Here is a 25721-nt window from a genome sequence, read left to right on the forward strand (position 1 = left end):
ATTTTTTATTTTTTACTTGACTGGTTGTTTTTAAAATAGAGAATATCCGAATATTACAGAGAATGTTTTATAGTCTGAATTCCAGATAAAATAATCTCCTGTAACGTTTCTACTTGTTTGCCACCTCATTTCCAAGCTGTATTTATCCTTGAATTTATAACCTACACCGAAACCAAAATTACTTCGAGTTATAAGTTTTGCAGAATTGATATAGGTATTGGGAGCTCTAGTAAACTCAATTGATGATTTTGAATTCACATCAAAAATATAAGAAGCGTTAATAAAAATTTTAGCATTGCTGCTGAGAAAAAAATAATGTCTTACACTTAACGGAATATCAATGTAATTGTAATTAACGGTTGCAATCTGATTACCTCCTGAAAAATAACTGCCGTCAATTGCTTTTTCAGACTTAAAATTCTGATAAGTGGGCTCAATGGCAATAGCCCATTTATTCTTGTTGTATGGTAGTATATATTCAGCTTCAATACCAATACCAAAGCCTAATTTACTTCCAAAATCTATGTCAGTAGAATTAGAAACAAGGTCTTTTATGAATAAAGAGGAGTTATTCAAACGAGGTCTGATCGACAAATTAAATAAATCTCTTTTTACTTTTCTATCATAATTTACAAATTCTGAATTGTTACATTTGTTATACTCAGCAAAAAAATTGGTTAGGCTATTTTTTTGGTACTTTAAATTGGCCATTTTATTCATTGTAATGCTAGGACACTTTAAGTCGTTCCACAATTGCTGTCTAAATTGATTGTTTTCCCCGGTTTTATCTTCAGAATTTTTAAAATTCTTAAAAACCAACTGTTCAATATTGGCAGTATCTTTATTGTAGAAGAATCGTTGTATGTTTCCGTTTTCGTACTGGTATAAATTAGATTTGCCTTCCACTAATACTTTTAAAAAAAGTTGCTCTTCAACAAATACTGGATTCTTATCGTCGCTCAGATTATTAATATGAGTGGGAGATTTATCTATTTTGACGGTACTTCTAACGTATTTTGAGCTGTTGTAAATTCCAAATTCTTTTACGGACTTTATATTTTCATTCATCAAGGTTCCGTTCTGAACAAGCTGGTATTCAAATTCTGTTGGGTTATTTCTCCATTCGATATTTTTGATCAGACAATCAATTTTTTCCCCTGAATTATTAATGAAGTATCCTTTTTCAAAGGAAATTTGTGCAGATGCGCTTAAACTTAAGATTGCGGTTAAAAGTAATAGTAATTGTTTTTTCATATTTAATATTGATTTGGTTGAATTTGGATTTGTAATAACACACAACGTCACTTTGGTTAAACTAGCAAAGGCATTATGCAGCGAGTAAATATATATGATTTGAACTACAATTAAAATTATTTTTTGAAAAGTCTAGTGATGATTGTAAAGGATGATAATCTGAAAACTAACTTAAATACTCCTCAAAAAAAGTGGATGCGAAATATTCTCGACAACCGCCTTGAAAATTCAACGATATGGCCATATTGTCGCCCAATGTACAATAGGCTCCGTTCAAATCAATATTCATTGTCTTGTATATTATTTGTTGGACTTAAGTTTTTTAATTCCGGTGTTTTTTTTTTCGATCTTTTTTTCTTTAGAAGATTTTAGAAGTAAATAAGACAATAAATAATAGTATTGGTCATGTTTTTTTTCTGCGCAAATACTTGAATACTTCCATTACCAATATCATCGGTATAGCCAACGCTACTACATATAACCATTCTTTATAAGTAACGGGTTCAATTCGCAATATGTTTTGCATAAATGGAATTTGCATACTAATGATATGGATACCTTGAGCTGCCAAAACCCCAAATGCCAGGATAATATTTTTTTTTAATGGCACCTTAAAAGCAGAAACCCTTTCGGATCGGGCATTGAATACATGGAAGTTTTGCATTAATACCATGAGCAATAGGATAAGGTTGCGTGCATATGTTTCGTCCATTTGTGTATATGTGTTTAAATAATACCAAAGTCCGAAAGTAATGAAACCCATTGTTGCACCTGATACAATGGTTTGATTAATCATGAGAGTATTGAATATTTTCTCAGAAGGTTTACGTGGAGGCCGTTTCATGGCTCCTTGCTCCCCTCCTTCAAAAGCAAGGGCTACGTCTTGTATACCATTGGTAACTAAATTTAACCACAATAGCTGTACGGCAAGCAGCGGCAGGGGTAATCCTGCCAAAACAGAAAGTAGAATTAAGATAATTAGACCAGCACCAGTTGCAATCAAAAGATAAATAACCTTACGCACATTATCAAAAGCAAAGCGACCTTCTTCAACGCCCGCCACAATTGATGAAAAGTTGTCGTCGACCACAATCATTGAACCAACTTCTTTAGCCACATCGGTACCAGAGCCCATTGCCACACCAATGTTAGCACGTTTAAGTGCAGGGGCATCGTTTACTCCATCGCCTGTGACAGCAACAAATTCCCCTCTACGAATTAATACATCTACAATTTCTAACTTTTGAGTTGGTGAAACTCTTGCAAATACAGCAGTTGACGCCACTAATTTCTCGAAAGCGGGACTGTCGTATGCCCCTGCTTGGGCAAACATTTGTCCGGTTACTACCTGGGTACTTTCATCGGCTATGCCCAATTCACGTGCTATGGTACCGGCTGTTTCGGGATGGTCGCCAGTTATCATAATTACTTTTATTCCGGCTCCCCGGCACTGTTCAACTGATATTTTAGCTTCATGCCTTAATGGGTCAATAAAACCTACAAGTCCATAAAATGTAAGGGCAGGAATAGCATCATTTTCATAAATTTCTTTTTTTTGATAGGATTTACATTCGCCACTGGCAAAAGCCAACACACGGTAACCACCTTTGGCTAAATGCTCTGCATCGCCAAGTATTTTATTTTTATCTATTTCTTTAATCTGCCCGTTAAGGCATACTGAAGTACAAAAGTCAAGAATGGTCTCAACAGCACCTTTCATATTAATGAATATCGAGTTGTTCTCATTGCAAAATGATGCCGAGAATTTGCGTTCCGACTCGTACGGAATTTTCCCAATCGGCTTTTCCTCTGTAAGCCATTTTTCGGGATCTATTCCAAGCTTATAACTCATGCCCAGCAGGGCAACATCCATTGCATCGCCATGATAGAACCATTTTTCATTTTCTTTGGTTAACGATCCCTCGTTAGCAAAAACAGCTATACGGGCAATTTTTGCAATAGCATCATTTTCTGATACCTCAATTGATTTTCCTTGCGAATCAATAACTTTACCTTCACCGTTGTAGCCTTGTCCTTCAATAGTGTATTGGCTATTGTTGGGTAACTGTATGATTTTTGCTGTTTGTTCGTTAACGGTCAGTGTGCCCGTTTTGTCGCTGGCGATTACGGTGCAACTGCCCAGACTCTCAACCGATGTTAGCTTACGAACGATTACATTTCGTTTTGCCATTCGTGTAGTAGCAATGGACAATGCCACAGTTAAAGCTACTGGTAAACCTTCGGGAATGGCAGAAACAGAAAGTGCAACGACAAAGAAGAATATTGCAGTGAAATCCATACCCTGCATTCTAAGCACAATTCCCAAAATAATACTAAGGGCAATAATAAAAATACTGATCTGCTTGATGAATTTTTCCATGCGTTGTACCAGAGGCGGTTTTGCAGAAACCGACTCGGTAACATCTTGAGATATTTTTCCAACCTGCGTATCAATACCTGTACAAACTACAATGCCCACGCCCCGTCCTTTCATTACGGTAGCACCAGCAAAAGCCATATTGGTTCTTTCGGCAACGCCGAGGCTTTCCTTTAATATGGCAACTTGTTTTTTTGCTGCTATAGATTCCCCAGTAAGAAAACTTTCGTCAACTTCTAATTCTGATACTTCAAGCAGCCGCATATCTGCCGGTACTTTCATGCCTGATTCGAGTAAAACAACATCACCCGGCACAAGTTGTTCAGAAGGTAACTCTGTTTCTTTGCTATCCCTCCGTACTCTGGCCTTGATTTTCATTAATTTCTGCAAGCTGCTGGCGCTCTTCTCTGCATTAAATTCTTGATAGGTTCCCAATGCACTGTTTATGAAAATAACCAGAAAAATAAATATGGCATCTTTCCCTTCGCCAATGGCTACCGATGCAACAGCAGCAGCAACAAGGATAAAGATTAACGGATTCAATAGCTGGTGCAGGATTATCTGCAATAAGGAAACTTTTTTACTCTCTGGCAATTTATTTTCACCGTAAAATGCTATCCTATTTTTTGCTTCGTCCTGACTTAAGCCTTTTGCAGATGTTTTTAATTCTCTGAAAATATCTTCTTCTCGAAATGATTGCCATTGCTCCTGGGCTATTGTATCTTGATGTTCCATGTTAAAACATTTTTAATTCCATCCTCAAGTCGTTGCGCTCTTCCTTCGCATGAGCGCTAATATTCGAGTTCTTGCCGTTCAGCGGCAAACTCATGTCCTAAGTTACTAAAAATTAAATTATTAGTAAGTAAGGCTGAAATATTTCGGATGAAAACCATCAAAACATTCCGCAAAAAAAGAGGACCTAAAATCCACTGGTAAATACCTCAATAAACTTTACGATCAATTCATGTTAACAAACTTGCAATCGGTTTCGTTCAATATGAGTTTTATTGTTCTTACTGCGCGTGCGACGAAACTATAACTGTTGTGGGCACGGATTACAAATCGCTGTTACAGGCTGGTCAAAGGCTTTAAGTCGATTTCTATAACTAACAAGTTTGGGAAATTGCTCTAGTCAAAATCATCTACAGCTACTATGATAAATTTTGAGGTTGACAAGAAACTTTAAGGAGCTGGGGCTCCCGTAATGATGAAAATATAAAAGAATAGTAGCTTCTCAGATTTTTATCTTTTGAAAGATACGTGCCACCATCAATAATGATATGCGTTCCGATTCCGGTAATCAACAGTGTAAATACCAAACTTAGCCCATCAATGTCAAATTGAAAATTGAATCTGAGTTCATTTACCCGTTCCTATTTTTCCACAAGACATTTTCCTGAAAATACTTGAGGGATTGAACTTAAAAAACTTAATAAGAAACCAGAGTAAAGAGGCAAAGCAATCATGGCGAATATTTTTTAAACAAGCGTCAGATTAAGTGAGCCAATAAAACTCCCGTGATTATAGGACTCATGAAGTTTAAAATCTGGCTTAATTGGAATTTTTAAATGTTTATTTGATAATTTTATCGTTTAAATCAGTATTCCACTGCTCATCATTACTTTCCAAATTGCTCGATTATTTCATTTCCAAGCCCTTATAAAACGAAGCGTCGTAATTTTTTGTAAGGCTTTAGTTATTTGTTATAAAGTTTTACCAAATAATTTAGCAGTTCCAAATTCTGTTATCAAATAATGCACATGATCTCCGGTTGTAACTATCCCGTTTCCTGTCGCAGAAACGGGAATATTTTAGGTTTTATACTTCCTATACTTCCTGATAAAAAACTTGGTACTCCGCCATCAAGCAACATTTTTTTTTCGCCAAGTTTATTTTTCAAATTTTAGTTCTGGAAATTTCTATTCCTGTTGGATATTTTAAATCTCCTTGATTTTCTACAGTAATAAATATTTCATCAAAATCAAAAGGTGTCGTGGTTTTAAAAGTCGATTTTTTAGCGTTTTTAATCATTAATTGTCCAGCATTTTTTACACCGTACTCTTTTGTTACAATCCAAATATTGTAATTTTTACCCGGAGGATTTAATCTGTCAGGGCTCGCAAGGTTTCGAGAGGTTATTTCAAGTGTTATGTTTTTGTTGCTGTCTGTTTTTTTCTTCGCAGAAATGTCTGCTGCTGGTGCAGTACTTGAAATTGGAAATTTTGAAGTTGAGGCACAAGAGCTAAGTGTCAAAACAAACAATAGGGTCAGTAAATAATTTAATGTTTTCATAATTTCATAATTTAATTATTCCTACTCTTAATGTTTTTCGGATTCCACATCTTTAAAATGTTTGGTCATTTTTAATGGATTTTGGGACGAATGGCTACCGCTTTCCTGCACTTGACAAAGTTGCGGACTAAAGTGGCCTTTTTTACATTGATTAAACACTTACTATAAATATAAGAAAAAAAACATTCAAATGGAGCAGTTACTTCGCATTTTTGCAAAACGCTTGTTGGATTTGTAAATGATTTCGTTTAACATGATTTAACCTCATTTGTAAAAAATTGTTTTGGTTTACAGCTATTGTGCTTCATTACTTCTTCGTTCAGTATTGTACAGCTTTTCGAGGTAAGCAGGTAAAGAAACTCAGGCAATTTTGGGCACGGAATATATATCACTGTCGAAGTTAGCTGCTCTAGTTATTCTAATTGCCAATAAAGAAAACATCAATTTTAACCAGTAAATTTTCTTCTGATATGTCTTGAAGGAGTATTTGTGGAATTTTTATAAGACCACTATCTAAAATTGACTTTAACTGAATTCGTAGAGGAGACCTTTCTTTATTTATACTTTTTTTGTATCGCTATTTCAGGACGGGAAAGTAGTATCAAAAGAGCTTTAATTCCTGCCTTGTAACATACACCCAAATACGGGTAAATTGGCGAAGGTCTGTTTGAAATTATTAAAATTTAAATACATCATAATTTTTTACAAATTATTTAGCAAACTTTTTATTTGACGGATGCTTTTTGAATCTACATTAAGACTATTGTAGTTGTTGGAGCCGTCTGTTGGCGTTAGGGATAAAAGTGAAAATCCTCTCCATTTTTCTTTCGGAGATTACTCCAGCTATCAATAATTTTAAGTTGCGTTCAATGAACTTCGTTTGCAACGAATAGACAGGCACGCTGTAATGCAAGTGGACGTGGACACGCACAAACCATGTACTAAAAGGTTAATGTGTTTTTGGATGCTGTATTTATCTAATTTCCCTCTTAAAAAGTGATTGAATTTTGGATTTTAGGAACCTCTTTTTTCCCTTAATGAGGTCGCAAACATTTTTTTGATGTAGTTTTCAAATTAACCTATCTTTGCCAGCCGAACAACCGGGTTGAAATTTGTTACTATGAAGTTTGATTTATTAAAAAAAGATCCGCTTTCTAAAGCTAGAGCGGGTAGTATTACTACTGATCACGGGGTGATTGAAACCCCAATTTTTATGCCTGTTGGTACCGTCGCTTCGGTAAAAGGAGTGCATCAACGGGAATTGAAAGAAGACATTAACCCGGATATTATCTTGGGAAATACCTACCATTTATATTTGCGTCCACAAACGGAAATCTTGGAAAAAGCCGGTGGTTTGCATAAATTCATGAACTGGGACCGTAATATTTTGACGGATTCTGGTGGATACCAAGTGTATTCACTTTCAGCTAATCGAAAAATCAAGGAAGAAGGGGTGAAGTTCAAATCGCATATTGATGGATCGTACCACTTTTTTACGCCAGAGAATGTGATGGAAATTCAACGTACCATTGGTGCCGATATTATCATGGCTTTTGATGAGTGTACGCCATATCCATGTGATTACAATTACGCGAAACGCTCGATGAAAATGACACATCGCTGGTTAGATCGTTGCATCAATCATCTAGACACGCAGCCTGTGAAATACGGTTACGATCAAGCTTTTTTTCCAATTGTTCAGGGAAGCTGTTACAAGGATTTGCGTCAGCAATCAGCAGAATATATTGCGAATTCAAATCAAGTAGGAAACGCCATTGGCGGACTTTCAGTAGGGGAACCTGCCGAGGAAATGTATGCAATGACCGAAGTGGTTTGTGAAATCCTACCCGAAGATAAACCGCGTTACCTGATGGGCGTTGGAACTCCGATAAATATCTTGGAGAATATCGCCCTTGGAATTGACATGTTCGACTGTGTGATGCCTACGCGTAATGCCAGAAACGGAATGTTGTTTACCGCACATGGTACCATCAATATTAAAAACAAAAAGTGGGAGGATGATTTTTCTCCAATTGACGAAATGGGAATCACCTTTGTAGATACAGAATATACAAAAGCGTATTTGCGCCACCTTTTTGCTGCAAATGAATATTTAGGAAAACAAATTGCCACGATACACAATCTTGGATTTTATATGTGGTTGGTTCGTGAAGCCAGAAAACATATCTTAGCTGGCGATTTCAAGCCTTGGAAAGAAATGATGGTGAAGAATATGAGCCAGCGTTTGTAAAATAATTATGAATTATAAATTATGAGTTAGCTTGTAATTCATAATTTATAACTCATAACTCATAATTTAAAACATGTTAACGATAATAGACAAATACATCCTAAAAAGATATTTAGCCACCTTCTCGGTGATGTTATTGTTGTTTATCCCCATAGGAATCGTTGTTGATGTGGCGGAGAAGGTCAATAAAATGCTGGAGAATAAAGTCCCGTTTTTAGAGATTGCAATGTATTACTATAATTTTACCGTTTATTTTGCGAACTCGCTTTTTCCCATATTTTTGTTTTTATCAGTGATTTGGTTTACGTCAAAATTGGCGAATGATACCGAGATTATTGCTATATTGAGTTCGGGAATTTCGTTTACCCGTTTTCTGAGACCGTATCTTATTGGTGCTTCGATCGTTTCGATTTTTGTGTTATTGATGGGATTCTTTGTCGTTCCGGCCGCAAGTGAAGGTTTTAATAATTTCAGGTACACTTATTTGAAAGGTGGCGGTAAAGAGGCCATGCGTGGCGATAACACGGATGTATACCGACAAATTAGCGATAATGAGTTTATATATGTAAACAGTTTCAATACAGAATCCAAAACAGCCTTCAATTTCTCCTTGGAAAAGTTCAAAGAAGAGAAATTAGAGTATAAAATAACTGCCAGCAGGATAAAATGGAATCCAAAAGACAGTACCTACACCTTATATGATTACACGAAAAGGACGGTGGGCGAATTAGATGATATAATTGAAAAAGTACCGGAAAAAAGGGCTGTGTTTAATTTTGATTTGGAGGATCTGACTCCGGTGGTTTACATCGCGGAGACACTGACTTTAAGAAAATTGAACGCCTTTATTGAAAAAGAGCGAGAACGAGGTTCCTCTAATATCAATGTGTACTTAGTGGTTTTATATAAAAAATACAGCGTTCCGGTATCGGCATTTATTCTCACCATTATTGCGGTTGCAGTTTCAGCAATGAAACGAAGAGGAGGAATGGGAACCAATCTAGCCATTGGAATTGCACTGGCTTTTGCCTTTGTGTTTTTTGATAAAATTTTTGGCGTACTGGCCGAAAAATCGAGTATACCACCGTTGTTAGCCGTTTGGCTGCCTAATATTGCCTTTGGAATTTTAGCCATTTATCTTCTACGAAATGCGAAACGATAATTTAAAAAGTTATTTAAACCTTCATTTGATTGTTTTTATTTGGGGTTTTACCGCCATTTTAGGAGCTTTAATTACCATTACCGCAGACGCATTAGTGTGGTATCGTATGTTTTTTGCAGCGATTTTTTTAGCACTGTTTTTAGTCTTCAAAAAAAAATCGTTCAGAATTCCGTTAAAATCTTTTCTGAAATTAATTTTTGTCGGCTTATTGATTGCGTTGCACTGGATCTTTTTTTTTAAGGCGATTCATGTTTCTAATGTTTCCATTACGTTGTCGGTTTTCTCGCTGGGTGCTTTTTTTGCATCAATACTAGAACCGCTGTTTTACGGTCGAAAGGTATTGTGGTACGAAGTTTTTTTTGGACTCATTATTATCGCCGGATTAGCATTAATTATGAAGGTCGAAATCGATTATCTCGAAGGTATGCTGTATGCGTTAGCCTCAATAGTATTAGGCGTTTTATTCACGTTGATGAACGGCAAATTAATTGCGGACCATGATCCTTCGGTAATTTCGTTTTACGAATTTCTGGCAGGTGTCTGTTTCATTTCAATTTACTTTTTATTCCAAGGGAAATTCCGCCCGGATTTCTTTGTATTGACCCCTAATAATTGGGTTTTAATTCTGATTTTAGCCTCGGTTTGTACTGCGTATGCTTTTACGGCATCAGTGAAAGTAATGCAGAAATTAACACCGTACACGGTCATGCTGACTACAAATTTAGAACCGGTTTACGGAATTATTTTGGCTTATTTTATCCTTGGCGGAAAAGAGAAAATGAGTTTTGAATTTTACATCGGAGCACTGATAATCGTTATCACGGTAATCCTGAATGGTGCTATTAAACATTATCAAAAGGGCAAAACAGTTTAAGAATCTCCTAGTTTGTTGAAGCAAACTTTTACACATAAATAGAATATTTACCTTTTCGAACGATTTAAAATTTTATATTTGCGGTTCGAAATAAAAACAAAAACGCAAAAATCCTATGGAATATTTAGATTTTGAGCTTCCAATAAAAGAACTAGAAGAACAGTTAGACAAATGTCTCGTTATTGGTCAGGAATCAGATGTTGATGTAACGAATACTTGCAAACAAATCAACAAGAAACTAGAAGAGACTAAGAGAAAAATCTATAAAAATCTGACTGCGTGGCAGCGTGTTCAGCTTTCCAGACATCCTAGTCGTCCGTATACAATGGATCACGTTCGCGCGTTGTGCGGTGATACTTTTCTGGAACTTTTTGGAGACAGAGGTTTTAAAGACGACAAAGCCATGATTGGCGGTTTAGGAAAAATTGACGGACAATCCTTTATGATTGTGGGTCAACAAAAAGGATTTAATACCAAGACGCGTCAGTTCCGTAATTTTGGAATGGCAAATCCGGAAGGATATAGAAAAGCGTTGCGATTGATGAAAATGGCAGAGAAATTTGGCATTCCTGTTTTGACTTTGATCGATACTCCCGGAGCTTATCCAGGACTGGAAGCTGAAGAACGTGGACAAGGAGAAGCCATTGCCAGAAACATATTTGAAATGATTCGCTTAAAAGTGCCTATTATCACAGTTATTGTTGGTGAAGGAGCTTCAGGTGGAGCATTAGGGATAGGAGTAGGAGACAAGGTATATATGATGGAAAACACTTGGTATTCCGTTATTTCTCCAGAATCATGTTCTTCGATTTTATGGAAAAGTTGGGAATATAAAGAACAAGCTGCCGAAGCTTTGAAATTAACTTCTGCTGACATGAAAAAGCAAAAATTAGTGGATGATATTATTCCGGAACCGTTAGGTGGAGCGCATTATGACAGAGAGACTGCTTTCAAAACTGTAGAGCAATATATTATGAAAGGTTTCAATGAATTGAAAGACTTATCAACAGAACAATTAATTGCCCAAAGAATGGACAAATACAGTAAGATGGGGGAATATAAAGAGTAAAATCTTACAAATAATAATTTAATCCGAAGCCTTACCGTTTCGGATTTTTTTTGATTTATAAACAAAAAATAGTTAGTTATGAACAATTATTTGTAACAACTCATTGACTATATTTTTTTAATTTTTGTTACTTTCGCTTCATGGAAAACTTCAGAAATATCAATCCTGTAAAGGTCAATAAAGCAACAATAATAAACCTCGAAAAGGGCAAATTACCGCCACAGGTTCTCGATTTAGAGGAGGCTGTATTGGGTGCCATGATGATTGACAAAAAAGGGGTTGATGATGTAATTGACATTCTGCAGCCCGATGCTTTTTACAAAGAAGCACACAAACATATATTTGAGGCTATCGTGCAACTGTTTACAGAAACACAGCCTATTGACTTATTAACCGTTTCAGCTCAACTTAAGAAAAATGCCAAATTAGATTTGGCCGGTGGAGATTTTTACTTAATCCAGCTTACGCAAAAGGTTTCCTCCTCGGCTCATATTGAGTTTCATTCCAGGATCATTCTTCAAAAATTTATTCAACGCAGTTTAATTCGAATATCTTCCGAAATTATCGAGGAATCCTACGATGAAACCACGGATGTTTTTGATTTATTGGACAGAGCCGAATCCAAATTATACGAAGTAACGCAAGGAAATATCAAACGTAGTTCCGAAACGGCGCAGAGTTTAGTATTGCAAGCCAAAAAACGAATTGAGGAAATTGCCGGTCAGGAAGGATTGAGTGGTGTTGCAACTGGTTTTGATAAACTGGACAAGATTACTTCAGGTTGGCAGCCGAGTGATTTAATTATTATAGCGGCAAGACCTGCAATGGGTAAGACCGCATTTGTATTATCGATGGCTCGAAATATGGCAATTGATTTCGGAATGCCAGTTGCATTATTCTCTTTGGAGATGGCATCGGTTCAGTTAATCACTCGTTTGATATCCTCAGAAACAGGGTTGTCATCGGAGAAATTGCGTACCGGAAAACTGGAAAAGCACGAATGGGAACAGTTGAGTACTAAAGTTAAAAATTTAGAAAAAGCACCGCTATTTATTGATGATACCCCTTCATTATCGATTTTTGATTTACGGGCAAAAGCGAGACGTTTGGTCTCACAACATGGAATCCGAATCATAATTGTCGATTATTTGCAATTAATGACGGCCGGAGGAAACGGAAAAGGCGGAGGAAATAGAGAGCAGGAGATTTCTACGATTTCCCGAAACTTAAAAGCTTTAGCCAAGGAATTAAACGTTCCTGTAATTGCACTTTCGCAATTGTCGCGTGCGGTAGAAACCCGTGGATCCAGTAAAAGACCTTTATTATCTGATTTACGTGAATCGGGAGCGATTGAGCAAGATGCCGATATTGTATCTTTTTTATACCGTCCCGAATATTACAAAATTGACGAATGGGATGATGATGAAGCATCACCAACTGCGGGTCAGGCAGAAATAATGATTGCGAAACACCGTAACGGTAGTATTGAAAACGTTCGATTGAAGTTTATAGGTCACTTAGGAAAATTTGATAATCTGGAAGATTACAGTGGTGGTTATGATGATTTACCATCCAGTATGAATCAGGATGATAATCCTTTTATTACTAAAAATTTACCATCTGCAAATGATGCTTTTGGAAGTAATTTGAATGATCCGGATGATGACAGTGATGTTCCTTTTTAGAAACGATAAAACATTGCTATTTATTAATTCACTTAATATGAAAAGCCTAAATTAATTTTGATTTAGGCTTTTTGATTTTATATATACACTCCGTTTTGTTAAAATAATAAAAAATAGTAGTTTAGCTTTTGAATTTTAAATTACATTGCACCAAATCTCAAAGCCTATGTCACAAGAAACTACTTCAGAAGGGAAAATTCAAAGGAAATCGATTAATGCCATTCCATTAAAAACGGCACAAAAATGGGCCAAACGTTGGACTAAACGAGAAGGTAATTATAATAAACACCATGATGTCAATGCTTTTTTGATTCCTAAAATTGATCTACTGGAAGTTTTAGCAGAAGGAGTAGATGCGGTGAGAGCTTATATTGGAGTGAATGATGAAGGCGTTGAAAAGTTAATGATCGTAGGAACAAAATATAATCCTGCTACAGGAATTTATGTTGATATAATCACGCAAGGCGTTGGCGATACTGCAGGTTTAGGCGATGATATATACGATTTTACAGAGCCTTGCCCGCCAGCGGGTGATCCTGAAAGTGCATTAAATTTCTAGTTGGTAATGTGGAGTTTATTTGCAAATATTGGGTATTTAATTTTATTCCTTAACCTGATTTTATTTATTAAAGGCGTCCGCAATAATGGGAAAGCCTACTCAATTTTTACTTGGTATCTTGGTGTAATTTTTTTAATCCAAATTACCTCAATGACCTTGAAGAATTTTAATATTAATAACTTATATCTCTCGCATTTTTATTTCATTGGTCAATTTGTACTTCTGAGTCTTTTTTATTTAGATATTTTAAAGGAAGAAATTCAAAAAAAAACAGTAAAAGTCTGCTTAATCATAGTCTTGCTAGCATTAGGGATACAATATGCGAACGATTTTTCTTTGTTTTTAAAATTTAATCTTTTCGAAATATTTATTACTTCCATATTATTGATTTTGTATGCCACTTTTCATTTTTACAATATGCTTAATGAAAAAAAAGACTTTCATTTCATTAATATGGGTGTTTTATTCTATTTGTTTGGCAGCACAATTTTGTTTCTGGTAGGAAATCTAACGGTTGTTTTAAGTCCAAAAATGAATAAAATCACATGGATTTTGAATAGCATATTGTATGTCTTGTATCAGATTTTTATATTGGTAGAATGGAAAAAGAGTTTTTCTAAAAAAAGAGAATTTAAAACAATTTTATGAAAGTCAACAGACTGCAGGAAAGTGAATTAATTGAAATCATAATTTATAGTTTTATTGCTTTCCTTCTGATGGGATTGGTTTTGATATTGTTTTTTTATTTTTCAAGAAAGAAAATCATTCAAAAGGAATTAGAAAAAAAAGATTTAGAAATCCAGTATCAAAAAGAACTTTTAAGCGCCGTAATTATTACTCAGGAAGAGGAACGCAAGCGTATTGCACAAGATTTGCATGACGACATCAGTTCTAAGCTTAATATCGTTTCGCTGAATTCACATTTATTGACCACACCTAATTTATCTCAAAACGAGATTCATGAAATTACAGCAAACATTATCAATCTTACCGGAAAAGCTTTAGATAATTCAAGAAAAATTGCACACGGTTTGCTGCCTCCAGTTTTAGAAAAATTTGGACTACATGCAGGAGTGGAAGAATTATGTTTGGAATTTAGCAGTTCCAAAGCTGTAAAAGTAAATTATGAAAACAAAACTGTATTTGATTTCAAAGACATTGATAAACATTTACATGTTTTTAGAATTTTGCAAGAACTGATGAATAATTCGCTTCGGCATGGAAAAGCTACCGTTATTACAGTCCTTTTTGAAGAGAATAACGGAATAAAAAACTGTTATTATTCGGATAACGGAATTGGTTTTGAAATGAAATCCGATGAAAATAAAAAAGGCTTAGGAATGAAAAATATAGAAAGCAGAATTGCTTTTTTAAATGGTAAAATGACTTTAGAATCTGCATTAAATAAAGGAATTTCAGTAGTTTTTAATTTTTAAAAAATGAGCAAAACCATAAAAATAATATTAGTGGATGATGAGATTCTTTTTAGAAAAGGAATTTCTTTTTTATTGGGCCGTGAACAAAATATTGACATCATTTTTGAAGCGTCAAACGGGGATGAATTGATTTCTTTTCTCCAAAACAATAAGAATAATCATCCGGATATTATCATCATGGACTTAAAAATGCCCGGAATCAATGGCGTTGAAGCAACTAAGATTATTCATGTGGAATTTCCAAAACTAAAAATCATAGCTCTGACCAGTTACGATTCAAAGTCCTTTGTTGCCAATATGATTGATGTAGGTGCGGTTTCGTATTTGATAAAAAACGCAACCCCGCAAGAATTGATTACAACTATAAATGAAGTTGCTGAAAAAGGTTTTTACTACACGGATTATGTCATGAAAATTATTCAGGATGATTTCTTGACAAATAAAAAGACCAAGAGCACCTTTGACAGCAACTTTCTTAGTCCACGGGAGATTGAAGTACTAAAACTTATTTGTACACAAAAAACCGCGGCGGAAATTGCTGAAGAGCTTTTTATAAGTCCCCGAACCGTAGAGGGACATAGAAACAATCTTCTGTTGAAAACCGAATCCAGAAACATTGCCGGTCTGGTCGTGTACGCCGTTCAGAATGAGTATATGATGTTGAAAGATTAATTCCCCAAGGAACTGCGGGGGATAATGGTTTTTTTTTATTGTCTGGAGCAAAATTGACATAGTGATTCTTCAAAAGAATCAATCAATCTTCCATTTTATCAACATTTTACAAAGTAAGATGTTGGTAGCAAAGTATATAAAAAGTGATTATCAGTATTACTAATAAACATAATCCAATTTTTTTTAACAAATTCATTGGATTGAATGGGTCATTGCTTTCTTTTGGATTCATTACTAAATTTTTCATTTTAGGTTGATTAAGTGATATCTGCGAATTTAGGATTAAGATATAGTTTGGCTATGCGTATTTTTACGTGTTTTTTTAAAAAGCGATTATAAAACTTCATTTAAACGTTAAATTTTAATCATTTGAAGTCGTTACTTTCTATCTTTGAGATATATAAATTACTGCAAGATGCTCAAGAAACTCTTCTATATATTCCTTTTTCTATTATCCATAGCTGCCAAAGCTTCTTTTATTTTGGTTCCAATGGATGAAACCTCGCAGAAAAATCATCTGAAAGCGTATGGAATTACATTTTGGTGTTTAGAAAAAAATTACAAAGCAAGTTGGTTACTTAATTATCGCGGAGGTTCCTTTTTACTTCCTGACGCCGAGGAAATTCGTAAAGAATGCCAGATTCGAGGTGTCAGTTTTGAATTAATTTCTGATGCGCAAGAATTGGCAATCTTAAATGAAATCTCCAGTCCTTCCCAAAATATGGAATCCGTAGTGTTAGAAAAAGCACCAAAGATTGCCGTTTACACCCCTAAAGGAAAACAACCATGGGACGATGCTGTAACTTTGGTTTTGACGTATGCTGAAATTCCTTTTACTCCCATTTATGATGAAGAAGTGCTTAGTGATCAATTATTGCTTTATGATTGGTTACACTTACATCATGAAGATTTCACAGGTCAGTATGGCAAATTCTACGGCGCTTATAAAAATGTGCCCTGGTATATCGAACAAAAGAAAGAAGCTGAAACATTAGCTTCCAAACTGGGATATTCTAAAGTGTCTAATGAAAAGGGAGCAGTAGCCAAAAAAATCAGGGATTTTGTAATAGGAGGAGGATTTATGTTTGCGATGTGTTCTGCGACGGATAGTTTTGATATTGCTTTGGCAGCTGACGGACTTGATATTTGCGAAGCCATGTTTGATGGGGATGCCAGTGAAGGAAATTACCAATCAAAGATTAAGTACAGTAATTCTTTTGCTTTTAAGGATTTTACTTTAGAAAGAAGACCCGAGCAATATGAATTTTCGGATATTGATATGACTTCAAAAAGACGAATTCCTATGGATAAAGATTATTTCACTTTGATGGAATTTTCAGCTAAATGGGATCCAATTCCGAGTATGTTGTGTCAAAATCACACGCAGTTGGTAAAAGGGTTTATGGGGCAAACTACAGCATTTGATGCGTCTTTAATAAAATCAAATGTGTTGGTTATGGGATCATGCGAACTTAATGGGGAAGCACGTTATATTCATGGGCAAAAAGGGAAAGGAATGTTCACGTTTTATGGTGGACACGATCCCGAAGATTTTCAGCATCAGGTGGGTGATCCGCCAACTGTTTTGGACTTGCATCCCAATTCACCTGGATATCGATTGATTTTGAATAACGTTTTATTTCCTGCAGCCAGAAAGAAAAAATTGAAAACATAATGTAAAAAAATAAGCCAATCGAATTCGACTGGCTTATTTTTTTTAGCCCTGATGGCAGTGACATCCTTTCTTTGCCTTCTTTAGGCAGAGAAAGATATAACGGACAGCAGGATTAGCTCCTGAAAAAATTACACCACTCCGTGTTCATTTTCTTTGTCTAAATATTCTTGTACAATATCAATTGCATTGGTCACTACGTCACTTAAAGCAGTGATGAAACTTCCTTCTTCGGCAGAGTTTATAGCATGTTTTATCGCTTCGGTTTCTTTAGGGATAATTTCATAGGTAACGGTTTTACCGGAAGCTTTGATTCCATCTAGAATTAAATTAATAATTTCATCTTCAGTTCTTCCTCTCAGGTATTTTTCTTGTCGGATGATAATATGGTCAAACATTCGGGCGGCAATAGCAGCACATTCCTTAATGTCTTCGTCACGACGGTCACCTACTCCTGCTATAATTCCAATTTTCTTCGAAGCATCCACACTTTGAAGGTATTCTTCAACTCCTTTATAACCGGATGCATTGTGAGCAAAATCAATTAGTACTTTGAATTTTTTGAATTCAAAAATATTCATACGACCTGGCGTTTGAGCGGCACTTGGAATAAAAGTTTGTAAAGACAAGCTGATATCTTCGGTTTTGAAGCCCCATAAATAACTCGCTAAAGTGGCTGCAAGGACATTGGCAATCATGAATTTCGCTTTTCCGCCCATTGTTAACGGTACATGAGTCGCACGCTCGATTCGGATTTTCCATTCTCCTTTTTTGATAGTGATATATCCATTTTCATATACTGCAACTGTTTTTCCTTCAGCACAAAGTTTTTTGATAAAATCACTGTCTTCGCTCAAACTAAAATAAGCTACATTACAAGTCAGATCCTGACCTAATTTTACACACTGCTGATCATCACCATTCAAAACAGCCCATCCACTTTTCTTGATGCTTTTGACCACTGTTGCTTTAACTTTGGCCAAATCATCTAAAGTATGAATGTCACTTATACCCAAATGGTCTTCCTGGATATTAGTCACCACTCCGATATCACAGCGGCTAAAACCCAAACCAGAACGAAGAATTCCACCTCTGGCAGTTTCCAAGACAGCAAATTCCACCGTTGGATCTCTCAAAATATACTCGGCACTTAGCGGTCCTGTTGTATCGCCTTTTTCCATCATGTGATTTTGAACATAAATCCCGTCTGATGTAGTGAATCCTACTTTGAATCCGTTATTTTTTACAATGTGCGCCAAAAGTCGGGTAGTGGTGGTTTTTCCATTTGTTCCCGTCACGGCAATTATAGGAATACGGCACGATTTTCCCGGAGGATATAACATGTCAATTACCGGTGCAGCAACGTTTCTTGGTAATCCTTCAGAAGGCGCAAGGTGCATTCTAAAACCGGGAGCCGCGTTGACTTCCAGAATTACGCCGCCATTTTCTTTTAACGGTTGTGTTAAATTTTCGGCCATAATATCAACTCCGCAAACATCGAGTCCAATAACTCTTGAAATTCTTTCTGCAAGAAAGATGTTTTCCGGGTGCATCATATCAGTCACGTCTACAGAAGTTCCGCCAGTGCTTAAATTTGCGGTAGATTTTAAAAATACAATTTCACCAATTCTTGGAATGGTTTCCAAAGTGTAGCTCAGCTTTTCTAATAAATCTTCGGTATCACGGTCAACATCAATTTGAGTCAGTACATTTTCATGACCATAACCTCTTCTTGGGTCCAGATTCGTGGTATCAATTAACTGTTGAATGTTGTCCGTTCCATTTCCTATTACGTGTGCAGGAACTCTTTTTGCGGCAGCAACTAATTTATTATCGATAACCAATATTCTAAAGTCGAAACCAGTTATAAATTTTTCTACAATGACACGTTTTCCATAGGTTTGTGCAAAAGCTAAACCGGCAACCGCATCCTCCCAGTTGGTTACATTAATAGAAGCACCTTTTCCGTGATTTCCGCCTAAAGGTTTTAGGACAATAGGATAGCCAATTTTCTGGATTACTTCAGCTAAACTTTCTTCGTCTACACAAATGCTTCCGCTCGCTACAGGAATGGAGGCCATTTCTAGCATTTTTTTAGTTTGTTCTTTATTGCAGGCAATATCTACTGCAATGCTGCTGGTTTTACAGGTGATTGTTGCCTGAAAACGCATTTGATTGATACCATATCCAAGTTGTACCAATGAGTTTGTTCCAAGACGTATCCAAGGAATATCTCTGGAAACAGCCTCTTCTACAATACTTCCGGTGCTTGGTCCAAGTCTCACGCGTTCGCGTATTTCGCGCATTTTCTGTAAATCGGCATTTAGGTCATATTCAGTTCCTGCAATTAATGCTTCGGCAATAGCAACAGAGGATTCTGCTGCAAAAAGGCCTACATTTTCTTCTGTATAACTGAAAACTACATTATACGTTCCGGGAGTTTTAGTTTCTCTTGTTCTACCAAAACCGGTTTCCATTCCGGCAAGCGACTGAATTTCGAGTGCAATATGTTCGATGACATGTCCCATCCAGGTTCCGCGTTCTACTCTGGAAAAAAATCCGCCTCGACAACCTTCAGAACATCGGTGTTCGATCATTGAAGGAAACATTGCTTCAATTCGTTCTTTAAATCCGTCTATTTTATTGGTGGGAAATTGCTCCATTTCTTCCAAATCCAAACGCATTTGGATTAATTTTTTTCTTTGAATACTCCAGATATTCGGACCACGAAGGGCTTGTACTTTAATTATTTTCATAAAAACGGAAAGATTATTTTTTGTGTAAAAAAGTAGTTGAATACAAAGGCTTAGTTTTCATTCTTAACCAATAATAATTTGGATAAAAAAAATAAAGTACAATCTAATAATTCAATCTAAATAAGTTAGAATGCAACTAAAGTAAAGTTTTTACAATAGTAATCAAAATTTATTCTTTGAAAATTAATTAATATTTATTCTCTATGCAATTATTGAAAAAAAAACACAACTTCAAAGGCTCTTTTTTATCTTTTTGGTTATTTTTACAAAATGAATATACTTGGAAAACTAATAATAATAGGCGGTGCAGTTGATAAAGGAAGTTTTACTGAAACCGATTTAGATAAAAATGCGACCAATAATTTAAACTTTTTTGAAACTGGAATTCTGAAAAGGATATTAAATGAATCAAAACATAAAGAAAAATCACGAATAGAAGTAATTACAACAGCTTCTGTTATTCCACGCGAAATTGGTCCTGAATATGTTAAGGCATTTGAATATTTAAATGCTAAAAATGTGGATATTCTCCATATCGAAAGAAGAGAACAAGCAGGTGATGAAGCAGTTTTGGCCCGATTAAAGGAAGCTGATATTGTTATGTTTACCGGAGGTGATCAACTTAGATTGAGTTCCATTCTCGGAGGAACCCGATTTCATGATATGTTATTGGATAAATACCATAATGAAGAATTTATATATGCCGGAACTTCAGCTGGAGCAGCAGCAGCCTCCAATAACATGATTTATCAGGGAAGCAGTTCAGAAGCATTACTGAAAGGCGAAGTTAAAATTTCAAGTGGACTGGGTTTAATTGATGGCGTAATTATCGATACTCATTTTGTACAACGTGGCAGAATTGGTAGACTTTTTCAAGCAGTTGTTGGTAATCCCAGAGTTTTGGGAATCGGACTTGGAGAAGATACTGGATTATTGATCACAAATAATAAAGATATGGAAGCTATAGGTTCTGGTTTGGTTATTTTAGTAGACGGTCGTGAAATAAAAGATACTAATCTGACAAAAGTAGAATTAGGTCAGCCGATATCAATCTCTCATTTGGTTACCCATGTCATGAGTAAATTTGACACTTATAATCTTGAAACTCACAAAATGCACATTCAATCTTCGCATTACTTGTAACATTTAGTGGTGTTATCCATAAGCTTTATCAATTATGAAATTAATTATACACGGTGGTTTTTTCTCGGAATCATCAACCAATCACGAAACAAAAATCGCTAAGCAAAATGCCTTGGAACGAATTGTTAAAGATTCTTACGCATTTTTACAAACGCATTCCGCATTAGAGACAGTTGTTTTTGCAGTTTCTCTTTTGGAAGATGACGAGTTGTTCAATGCTGGAATTGGATCGCAAATACAAAGTGACGGAAAAATAAGAATGAGTGCTGCGATTATGGATGGTGAAACCCAGAAAATGAGCGGCGTTATTAATATTGAAGCAGTAAAAAATCCGGTGCAGGTTGCGCAAATACTGCTGGATTATGACGACAGAATTTTGGGAGGAAGTGGAGCAATTAATTTTGCAAGAAAGCATGGTTTTGAGTCGTTTTCAACCGAGGTTCCGCAACGAAGAGCGGAATACGAAGCGAAACTTAAATCATTGGGAACTGGAACGGTAGGTTGTGTGGCTTTGGACCAAAACGGTAAAATTGCCGCAGCGACTTCTACGGGCGGTAAAGGATTTGAAATTCCGGGTAGAATTTCTGATTCGGCAACTGTTGCAGGAAATTATGCCAATGCATTTTGTGGCGTGAGTCTGACCGGAGTAGGTGAGGATATAGTGAGTAATGCGACGGCGGCAAAAATCGTTACTCGTGTTACTGATGGGTTTTCATTGCAAGAAGCATTCACCAAAACGTTCAGCGAATTGAAACCTTTTGATGGTTTTGCGGGTGCAATTGCGATAGATAATCAGGGGAATGTGTTTCATCAGGATTCACATCCCAGTATGGTTTTTGCCAGTTTTGACGGTGATAATTTTGAAGTTTTCGATTAGATAAGATTGAATTAAATTTTTTTTAATTTAAAGAAAATTCAAACCAAATAGGAATGTGATCTGATACTGTTCGGGCTTCTTTTAATGAATTGAAATTTTTATAAAAGAGAATTATACCCGATTGTATGGTATTAACTTTTAAAGAATTGAAATACATATTGTCAAATTCTGATGCGAGGCATTTTTCATTTTTACATTCTTGTTTCAGTGATGTTTTTTGACCAATCAAAATAGATTCGTACCCCATTTTTTTCAAAGGATTGAACACGGTATGCGATTGTGGACAATTAAAATCTCCTACAAAAATCAAATTTAAATTAGGATATTCATCCGGTAGAAATTTAAAGTATTTTATTTCGGTTTCAGGTTGTTTTTTTTTAGTTATTGCATGAAAATTTACCACTGTAAATTGTTTATTTTCATATTCAAACGTACAAAAATAAGGTTCTCTATCTATTTCCAAATGGTATTTTTGTTCGAGCCAGGCTCTTCCAATTTTTTTAACCTTGCTTGTTTTCCAAATAAAAGCGTAACGCTCAGTTTTATAGGCACTACTACTGGTGGGATCACTAATTACATAATCCCATTTAGAACCTTTGCGATTGAGTTCATCAGCTAGTTTAGCTACAGCCTGCGCTCCTCCATAACCCGCTACAACTTCCTGAATTGCAATGATGTCGTATTCTCTCAGCGTATTGGCGATGTAATTTATTGTTTCTTTTGATTTAGATTTTCCAAAATTTTCTATATTCCAAGAAATAAGTTTGGTTTGGGAGAATATACAGAAGGAAATAAGGAAAAGTAGGAATGAAAGAACTGATTTCATTGGAATCTTAATTTTTGACTGAACTGTTGGATTATTGTTTTTTAAAAATAAGAAGTAAAAAAGACGAAGCGGAATTGTCTACTGGTTTTGTTTTTTCATTATCTCTTTTATTTGGCTGAAAGATACTGAACGGAATAGAAAGTTGATCTTCAATAGTACGATTATATCTTATAAGCTATTGTTTTTAATGGATGATTTGGATTGGGTATTTTTATACTTAGTTTGTTACGTTACTTCAAATCCATAATCGTCTAAGTGTTTTTTTTGACTTAATAAATTGGTTCTATTTTTTCCAAATTTTGTAGACCAAATAAATAATACAAATTGTACCCAATAACATAACAGCAATTTGTATTGAAAATAATAGATTAATAGTCAAAGTTGATATTGTTTTCATTGTTTTCCATTTTTAATGGTGTAAACTTATCATCTTAAAAAATTATTTCCGTACGGTTTTCCTCATTGAAACAAAAAAATAAAATTATTAATTCACTCGTTGTCATTTTTGAGAGTAAACGATTTTCCCTTTTCTATGTCTCGACGATTGCTTGTTTACGGTCTGAATTGGTAAAAGACCAATTGTGTTTATTTTGTATGTTGTGTTAAATTTATCATAGGATCTCTCTTGTTGGAGCCAATATTTTTTATTGTTCTCTATTATTAATAGTTTATTATCTTCAAATTTATTTTCAATATTATAATCTGTCTGTTTAGTTGAAAGATTAAGGAGTGCTCCAAAGAACAGTACTATTATTAAAAATAAAATTTTTTTCATTACGTCTTTTTTATCAGTATTATTAAAAGCGAAGTTTAGCCGTAATGGTGTCTAAACAACTCGATATGAATTTATTTTCGTTTTCTTTATTAATTAATTACCAGCTGTGAAAAATGAAAATCAATTTCATCTCAACAAAATTAGTAGCAATAGAAACAACAACCTTACGGGAACCCGTAAAGCAGAAATAAAAGTGAAAAAATAAATGTTGCGGGTCTGGATTCCGATATAAGGCTCGAGAATCCTTAAAAACAGAATTGTAAAACGAAAAGAGTATGATAGGTATAGCCGTAGAAAAAGATTAATCTTCTATTCGAAAAATACAACGCTATCTTTGTTTAGGTCAGAATAGTTTGGTAAAATACTAATTTTGAATATTCCGAAATATATAAATCAACAGCAGTAAAATAAGACAGTTTTTTTTCTCAGATATGAAAAGAATGATTTACAATACAATAGAGAGTAAATCTCTAAAAGAAATAATTAAAATATAACGGGTTTATTTATGCTGATTTTTATAAATCGTCGGGATTAGCTCAATTTACTGTGAATCATAAAACAGCATTAAACTAAGCCCAGATCCTTAGTAATAGCAATCAAATGTACATTATTGCTGGCTTTGAAATAAATTTTCAGTTTATTGATACGTTTTTCCAGACTGCTGCTTCCATTGGGAATGATGCCGGAATCCTTAAATTCTTTGGAAATATCATCTAGAGTATAACCTTTCGATAATGATTTTAAAATGGCAATGTCATAAGCCTCAATCTCAAATAGTGATTGATTTCTCAAGATGAGCGATAATTCATCAGAATAATTGTTTTCTTGATTGTTATTAATTCGCTGAATCGCTTTTTTAAGTTCGGGAATACTTTCTCGTCCTTTAGAGACATAAGCGTTAATACCGTGATTATTAAAGAGCGATTTTATTCTGAATGACTTGTCCTCGATCGAAAAAACGATTGTTTTTATATCTGGCTGTACTTTTTTTACCGCTTCGATTAGTTCCTCACCTGAGGTCAGCCGATTCTCCCGATGATCTGGTTTGAAAGATAAATCACTAATTAATAAGTCGTAAGGCGCATTATCATGAAGTGCTTTTTTTATTTTCAAAAAAGCGTCGTCACAGTATTTAGCATGATGGACTTCAACAATAGAAATTTCTTCCAACGCTTGAGTTACGGCTATACTTATGCTGTCTAAATCTTCGGCAATTAAAATTTTTTTAAACATAATACTATTGATTACAGTGGGAATGGGAAACTTACTTTAAATCCTTTTTTGGATGCAGTATCAAAAGTACGTGTTCCTTTTATAGCATGAATACGGTTTCCCACATTAAGTCGTCCATTTTTTGAATTTTTTTCATCAAATGTGGCTCCGACACCGTTATCACTGTAATCTATTTGTAATTTTTGTCATTTTTTTTTAAAGTCAACACTACTAAACTAGATTGGCTGTGTTTTTTCATGTTGACAAGTAACTCTTGAAGCACTCTATAAACAGTAATTTTTTTATTGCTTTCTAAAGTGGCTCAGTTGATTGTGTCTATTCCGTTGATCAATACATTCACAGTATTGGTATTAAAACCTGACATCATTTCTTTTAAGTTGGAGACAAATAGAGGACCAGTTTCTATGCTGTTGTTTTCTTTGTAAATGTTTCACGTCGTGGAATAAATTGTATCAAGATTAGTAAGTAATATTTCTTTATTATAGTTGGTGGATAAATTTTGCGTTTCTGCAAAAGCCATGGTATGATAAACATCGTTGGCCAATTCATCATGAAGTTTTTTTGTAATTCGGATTTCTGTATTATAAGAGGTTTTTATCCTTTCTCTTTTGTTTTTGGCGACAAGAAAATTAGATATAAAAATACTAATCATAATAGTAATGCCAACAACGAAATATAGGAGTAGATTGTTGCTCTTATGTTGTTCTAATTGCAGTGCATTTTCGGATTTTTGGACTTTTAGTTTTAAATTATCTTCCCTGTTTTGATCACTGTCATATTTGATTTTATGAACTGATCTTTAGCATTA

Annotated in this window: 20 protein-coding genes and 1 pseudogene; 11 read left to right on the plus strand and 10 right to left on the minus strand. The window is 35.0% G+C overall.

What is annotated here, in order from left to right; all coding sequences use genetic code 11:
• Positions 1–30: 30 nt before the first annotated feature.
• The 6 genes and pseudogenes from E0F89_RS13000 to E0F89_RS17155 form a co-directional block, all read right to left on the minus strand.
• Positions 31–1254, minus strand: coding sequence for a porin family protein (locus E0F89_RS13000; RefSeq protein ID WP_131910203.1), 1224 nt, complete (start codon positions 1252–1254; stop codon positions 31–33).
• A 403-nt stretch (positions 1255–1657) separates the two neighbouring features.
• Positions 1658–4366, minus strand: coding sequence for a cation-translocating P-type ATPase (locus E0F89_RS13005; protein WP_131910204.1), 2709 nt, complete (start codon positions 4364–4366; stop codon positions 1658–1660).
• A gap of 416 nt (positions 4367–4782) precedes the next feature.
• Positions 4783–4986 (minus strand): annotated as a pseudogene (locus E0F89_RS17565) (hypothetical protein); the annotation flags it as partial.
• A gap of 348 nt (positions 4987–5334) precedes the next feature.
• On the minus strand, positions 5335–5391 hold the full coding sequence (locus tag E0F89_RS17505; RefSeq protein WP_317126100.1) for a hypothetical protein: 57 nt from the start codon (positions 5389–5391) through the stop codon (positions 5335–5337).
• Between the two features lie 17 nt (positions 5392–5408).
• Positions 5409–5531, minus strand: a complete 123-nt coding sequence (locus E0F89_RS17470) for a hypothetical protein (protein WP_262709544.1) — start codon at positions 5529–5531, stop codon at positions 5409–5411.
• Positions 5528–5923, minus strand: coding sequence for a hypothetical protein (locus E0F89_RS17155; RefSeq protein ID WP_165930031.1), 396 nt, complete (start codon positions 5921–5923; stop codon positions 5528–5530). Before E0F89_RS17155 ends, E0F89_RS17470 begins: the two co-directional genes overlap by 4 nt.
• Positions 5924–7043: 1120 nt before the next feature.
• On the opposite strand from E0F89_RS17155, the gene tgt reads away from it, so the two are divergent.
• From tgt to E0F89_RS13070, 9 genes are all read left to right on the plus strand, one after another.
• Positions 7044–8174, plus strand: a complete 1131-nt coding sequence (gene tgt / locus E0F89_RS13025; protein WP_131910205.1) for a tRNA guanosine(34) transglycosylase Tgt — start codon at positions 7044–7046, stop codon at positions 8172–8174.
• 73 nt (positions 8175–8247) lie between these two features.
• Positions 8248–9336 carry an LptF/LptG family permease gene (locus E0F89_RS13030; protein ID WP_131910206.1) on the plus strand — a complete coding sequence of 363 codons (1089 nt, stop codon included), beginning with the start codon at positions 8248–8250 and terminating at the stop codon, positions 9334–9336.
• Positions 9323–10210 (plus strand): DMT family transporter, encoded by an 888-nt coding sequence (locus E0F89_RS13035; protein WP_131910207.1) that lies wholly within the window; start codon positions 9323–9325, stop codon positions 10208–10210. Before E0F89_RS13030 ends, E0F89_RS13035 begins: the two co-directional genes overlap by 14 nt.
• Positions 10211–10325: 115 nt before the next feature.
• Entirely contained in the window at positions 10326–11279 is a 954-nt protein-coding gene (locus E0F89_RS13040; RefSeq protein WP_131910208.1) for an acetyl-CoA carboxylase carboxyltransferase subunit alpha, read from the plus strand.
• Between the two features lie 140 nt (positions 11280–11419).
• On the plus strand, positions 11420–12964 hold the full coding sequence (gene dnaB, locus E0F89_RS13045; protein ID WP_131910209.1) for a replicative DNA helicase: 1545 nt from the start codon (positions 11420–11422) through the stop codon (positions 12962–12964).
• A gap of 166 nt (positions 12965–13130) precedes the next feature.
• On the plus strand, positions 13131–13523 hold the full coding sequence (locus tag E0F89_RS13050) for a hypothetical protein (protein WP_131910210.1): 393 nt from the start codon (positions 13131–13133) through the stop codon (positions 13521–13523).
• 644 nt (positions 13524–14167) lie between these two features.
• Positions 14168–14959, plus strand: a complete 792-nt coding sequence (locus E0F89_RS13060) for a sensor histidine kinase (protein WP_131910212.1) — start codon at positions 14168–14170, stop codon at positions 14957–14959.
• Positions 14960–14962: 3 nt separating this feature from the next.
• Positions 14963–15631, plus strand: a complete 669-nt coding sequence (locus tag E0F89_RS13065; protein WP_131910213.1) for a response regulator transcription factor — start codon at positions 14963–14965, stop codon at positions 15629–15631.
• 415 nt (positions 15632–16046) lie between these two features.
• Positions 16047–17306: an asparagine synthetase B gene (locus E0F89_RS13070; protein ID WP_131910214.1), complete on the plus strand. Its 1260-nt coding sequence runs from the start codon at positions 16047–16049 to the stop codon at positions 17304–17306.
• Positions 17307–17434: 128 nt separating this feature from the next.
• On the opposite strand, the gene cphA is transcribed toward E0F89_RS13070, so the two are convergent.
• Positions 17435–20059 carry a cyanophycin synthetase gene (gene cphA / locus E0F89_RS13075; protein WP_131910215.1) on the minus strand — a complete coding sequence of 875 codons (2625 nt, stop codon included), beginning with the start codon at positions 20057–20059 and terminating at the stop codon, positions 17435–17437.
• Between the two features lie 270 nt (positions 20060–20329).
• On the opposite strand from cphA, the gene E0F89_RS13080 reads away from it, so the two are divergent.
• Together E0F89_RS13080 and E0F89_RS13085 are read left to right on the plus strand one after the other, a co-directional pair.
• The gene (locus E0F89_RS13080; protein WP_131910216.1) at positions 20330–21202 is read left to right on the plus strand and encodes a cyanophycinase; all 873 of its coding nucleotides are present in this window, start codon (positions 20330–20332) and stop codon (positions 21200–21202) included.
• A gap of 34 nt (positions 21203–21236) precedes the next feature.
• Positions 21237–22079, plus strand: coding sequence for an isoaspartyl peptidase/L-asparaginase (locus tag E0F89_RS13085; protein ID WP_131910217.1), 843 nt, complete (start codon positions 21237–21239; stop codon positions 22077–22079).
• Positions 22080–22101: 22 nt separating this feature from the next.
• On the opposite strand, the gene E0F89_RS13090 is transcribed toward E0F89_RS13085, so the two are convergent.
• From E0F89_RS13090 to E0F89_RS13100, 3 genes are all read right to left on the minus strand, one after another.
• The gene (locus tag E0F89_RS13090; RefSeq protein WP_131910218.1) at positions 22102–22905 is read right to left on the minus strand and encodes an endonuclease/exonuclease/phosphatase family protein; all 804 of its coding nucleotides are present in this window, start codon (positions 22903–22905) and stop codon (positions 22102–22104) included.
• Positions 22906–23404: 499 nt separating this feature from the next.
• Positions 23405–23680 carry a hypothetical protein gene (locus E0F89_RS13095; RefSeq protein ID WP_131910219.1) on the minus strand — a complete coding sequence of 92 codons (276 nt, stop codon included), beginning with the start codon at positions 23678–23680 and terminating at the stop codon, positions 23405–23407.
• Between the two features lie 564 nt (positions 23681–24244).
• Positions 24245–24913 (minus strand): DNA-binding transcriptional response regulator, encoded by a 669-nt coding sequence (locus tag E0F89_RS13100; protein ID WP_131910220.1) that lies wholly within the window; start codon positions 24911–24913, stop codon positions 24245–24247.
• Between the last annotated feature and the right edge of the window lie 808 nt (positions 24914–25721).

Origin of the sequence: Flavobacterium caseinilyticum, assembly GCF_004349085.1 — a bacterium.
In the GTDB taxonomy this organism is placed as follows: Bacteria; Bacteroidota; Bacteroidia; order Flavobacteriales; family Flavobacteriaceae; genus Flavobacterium; species Flavobacterium caseinilyticum.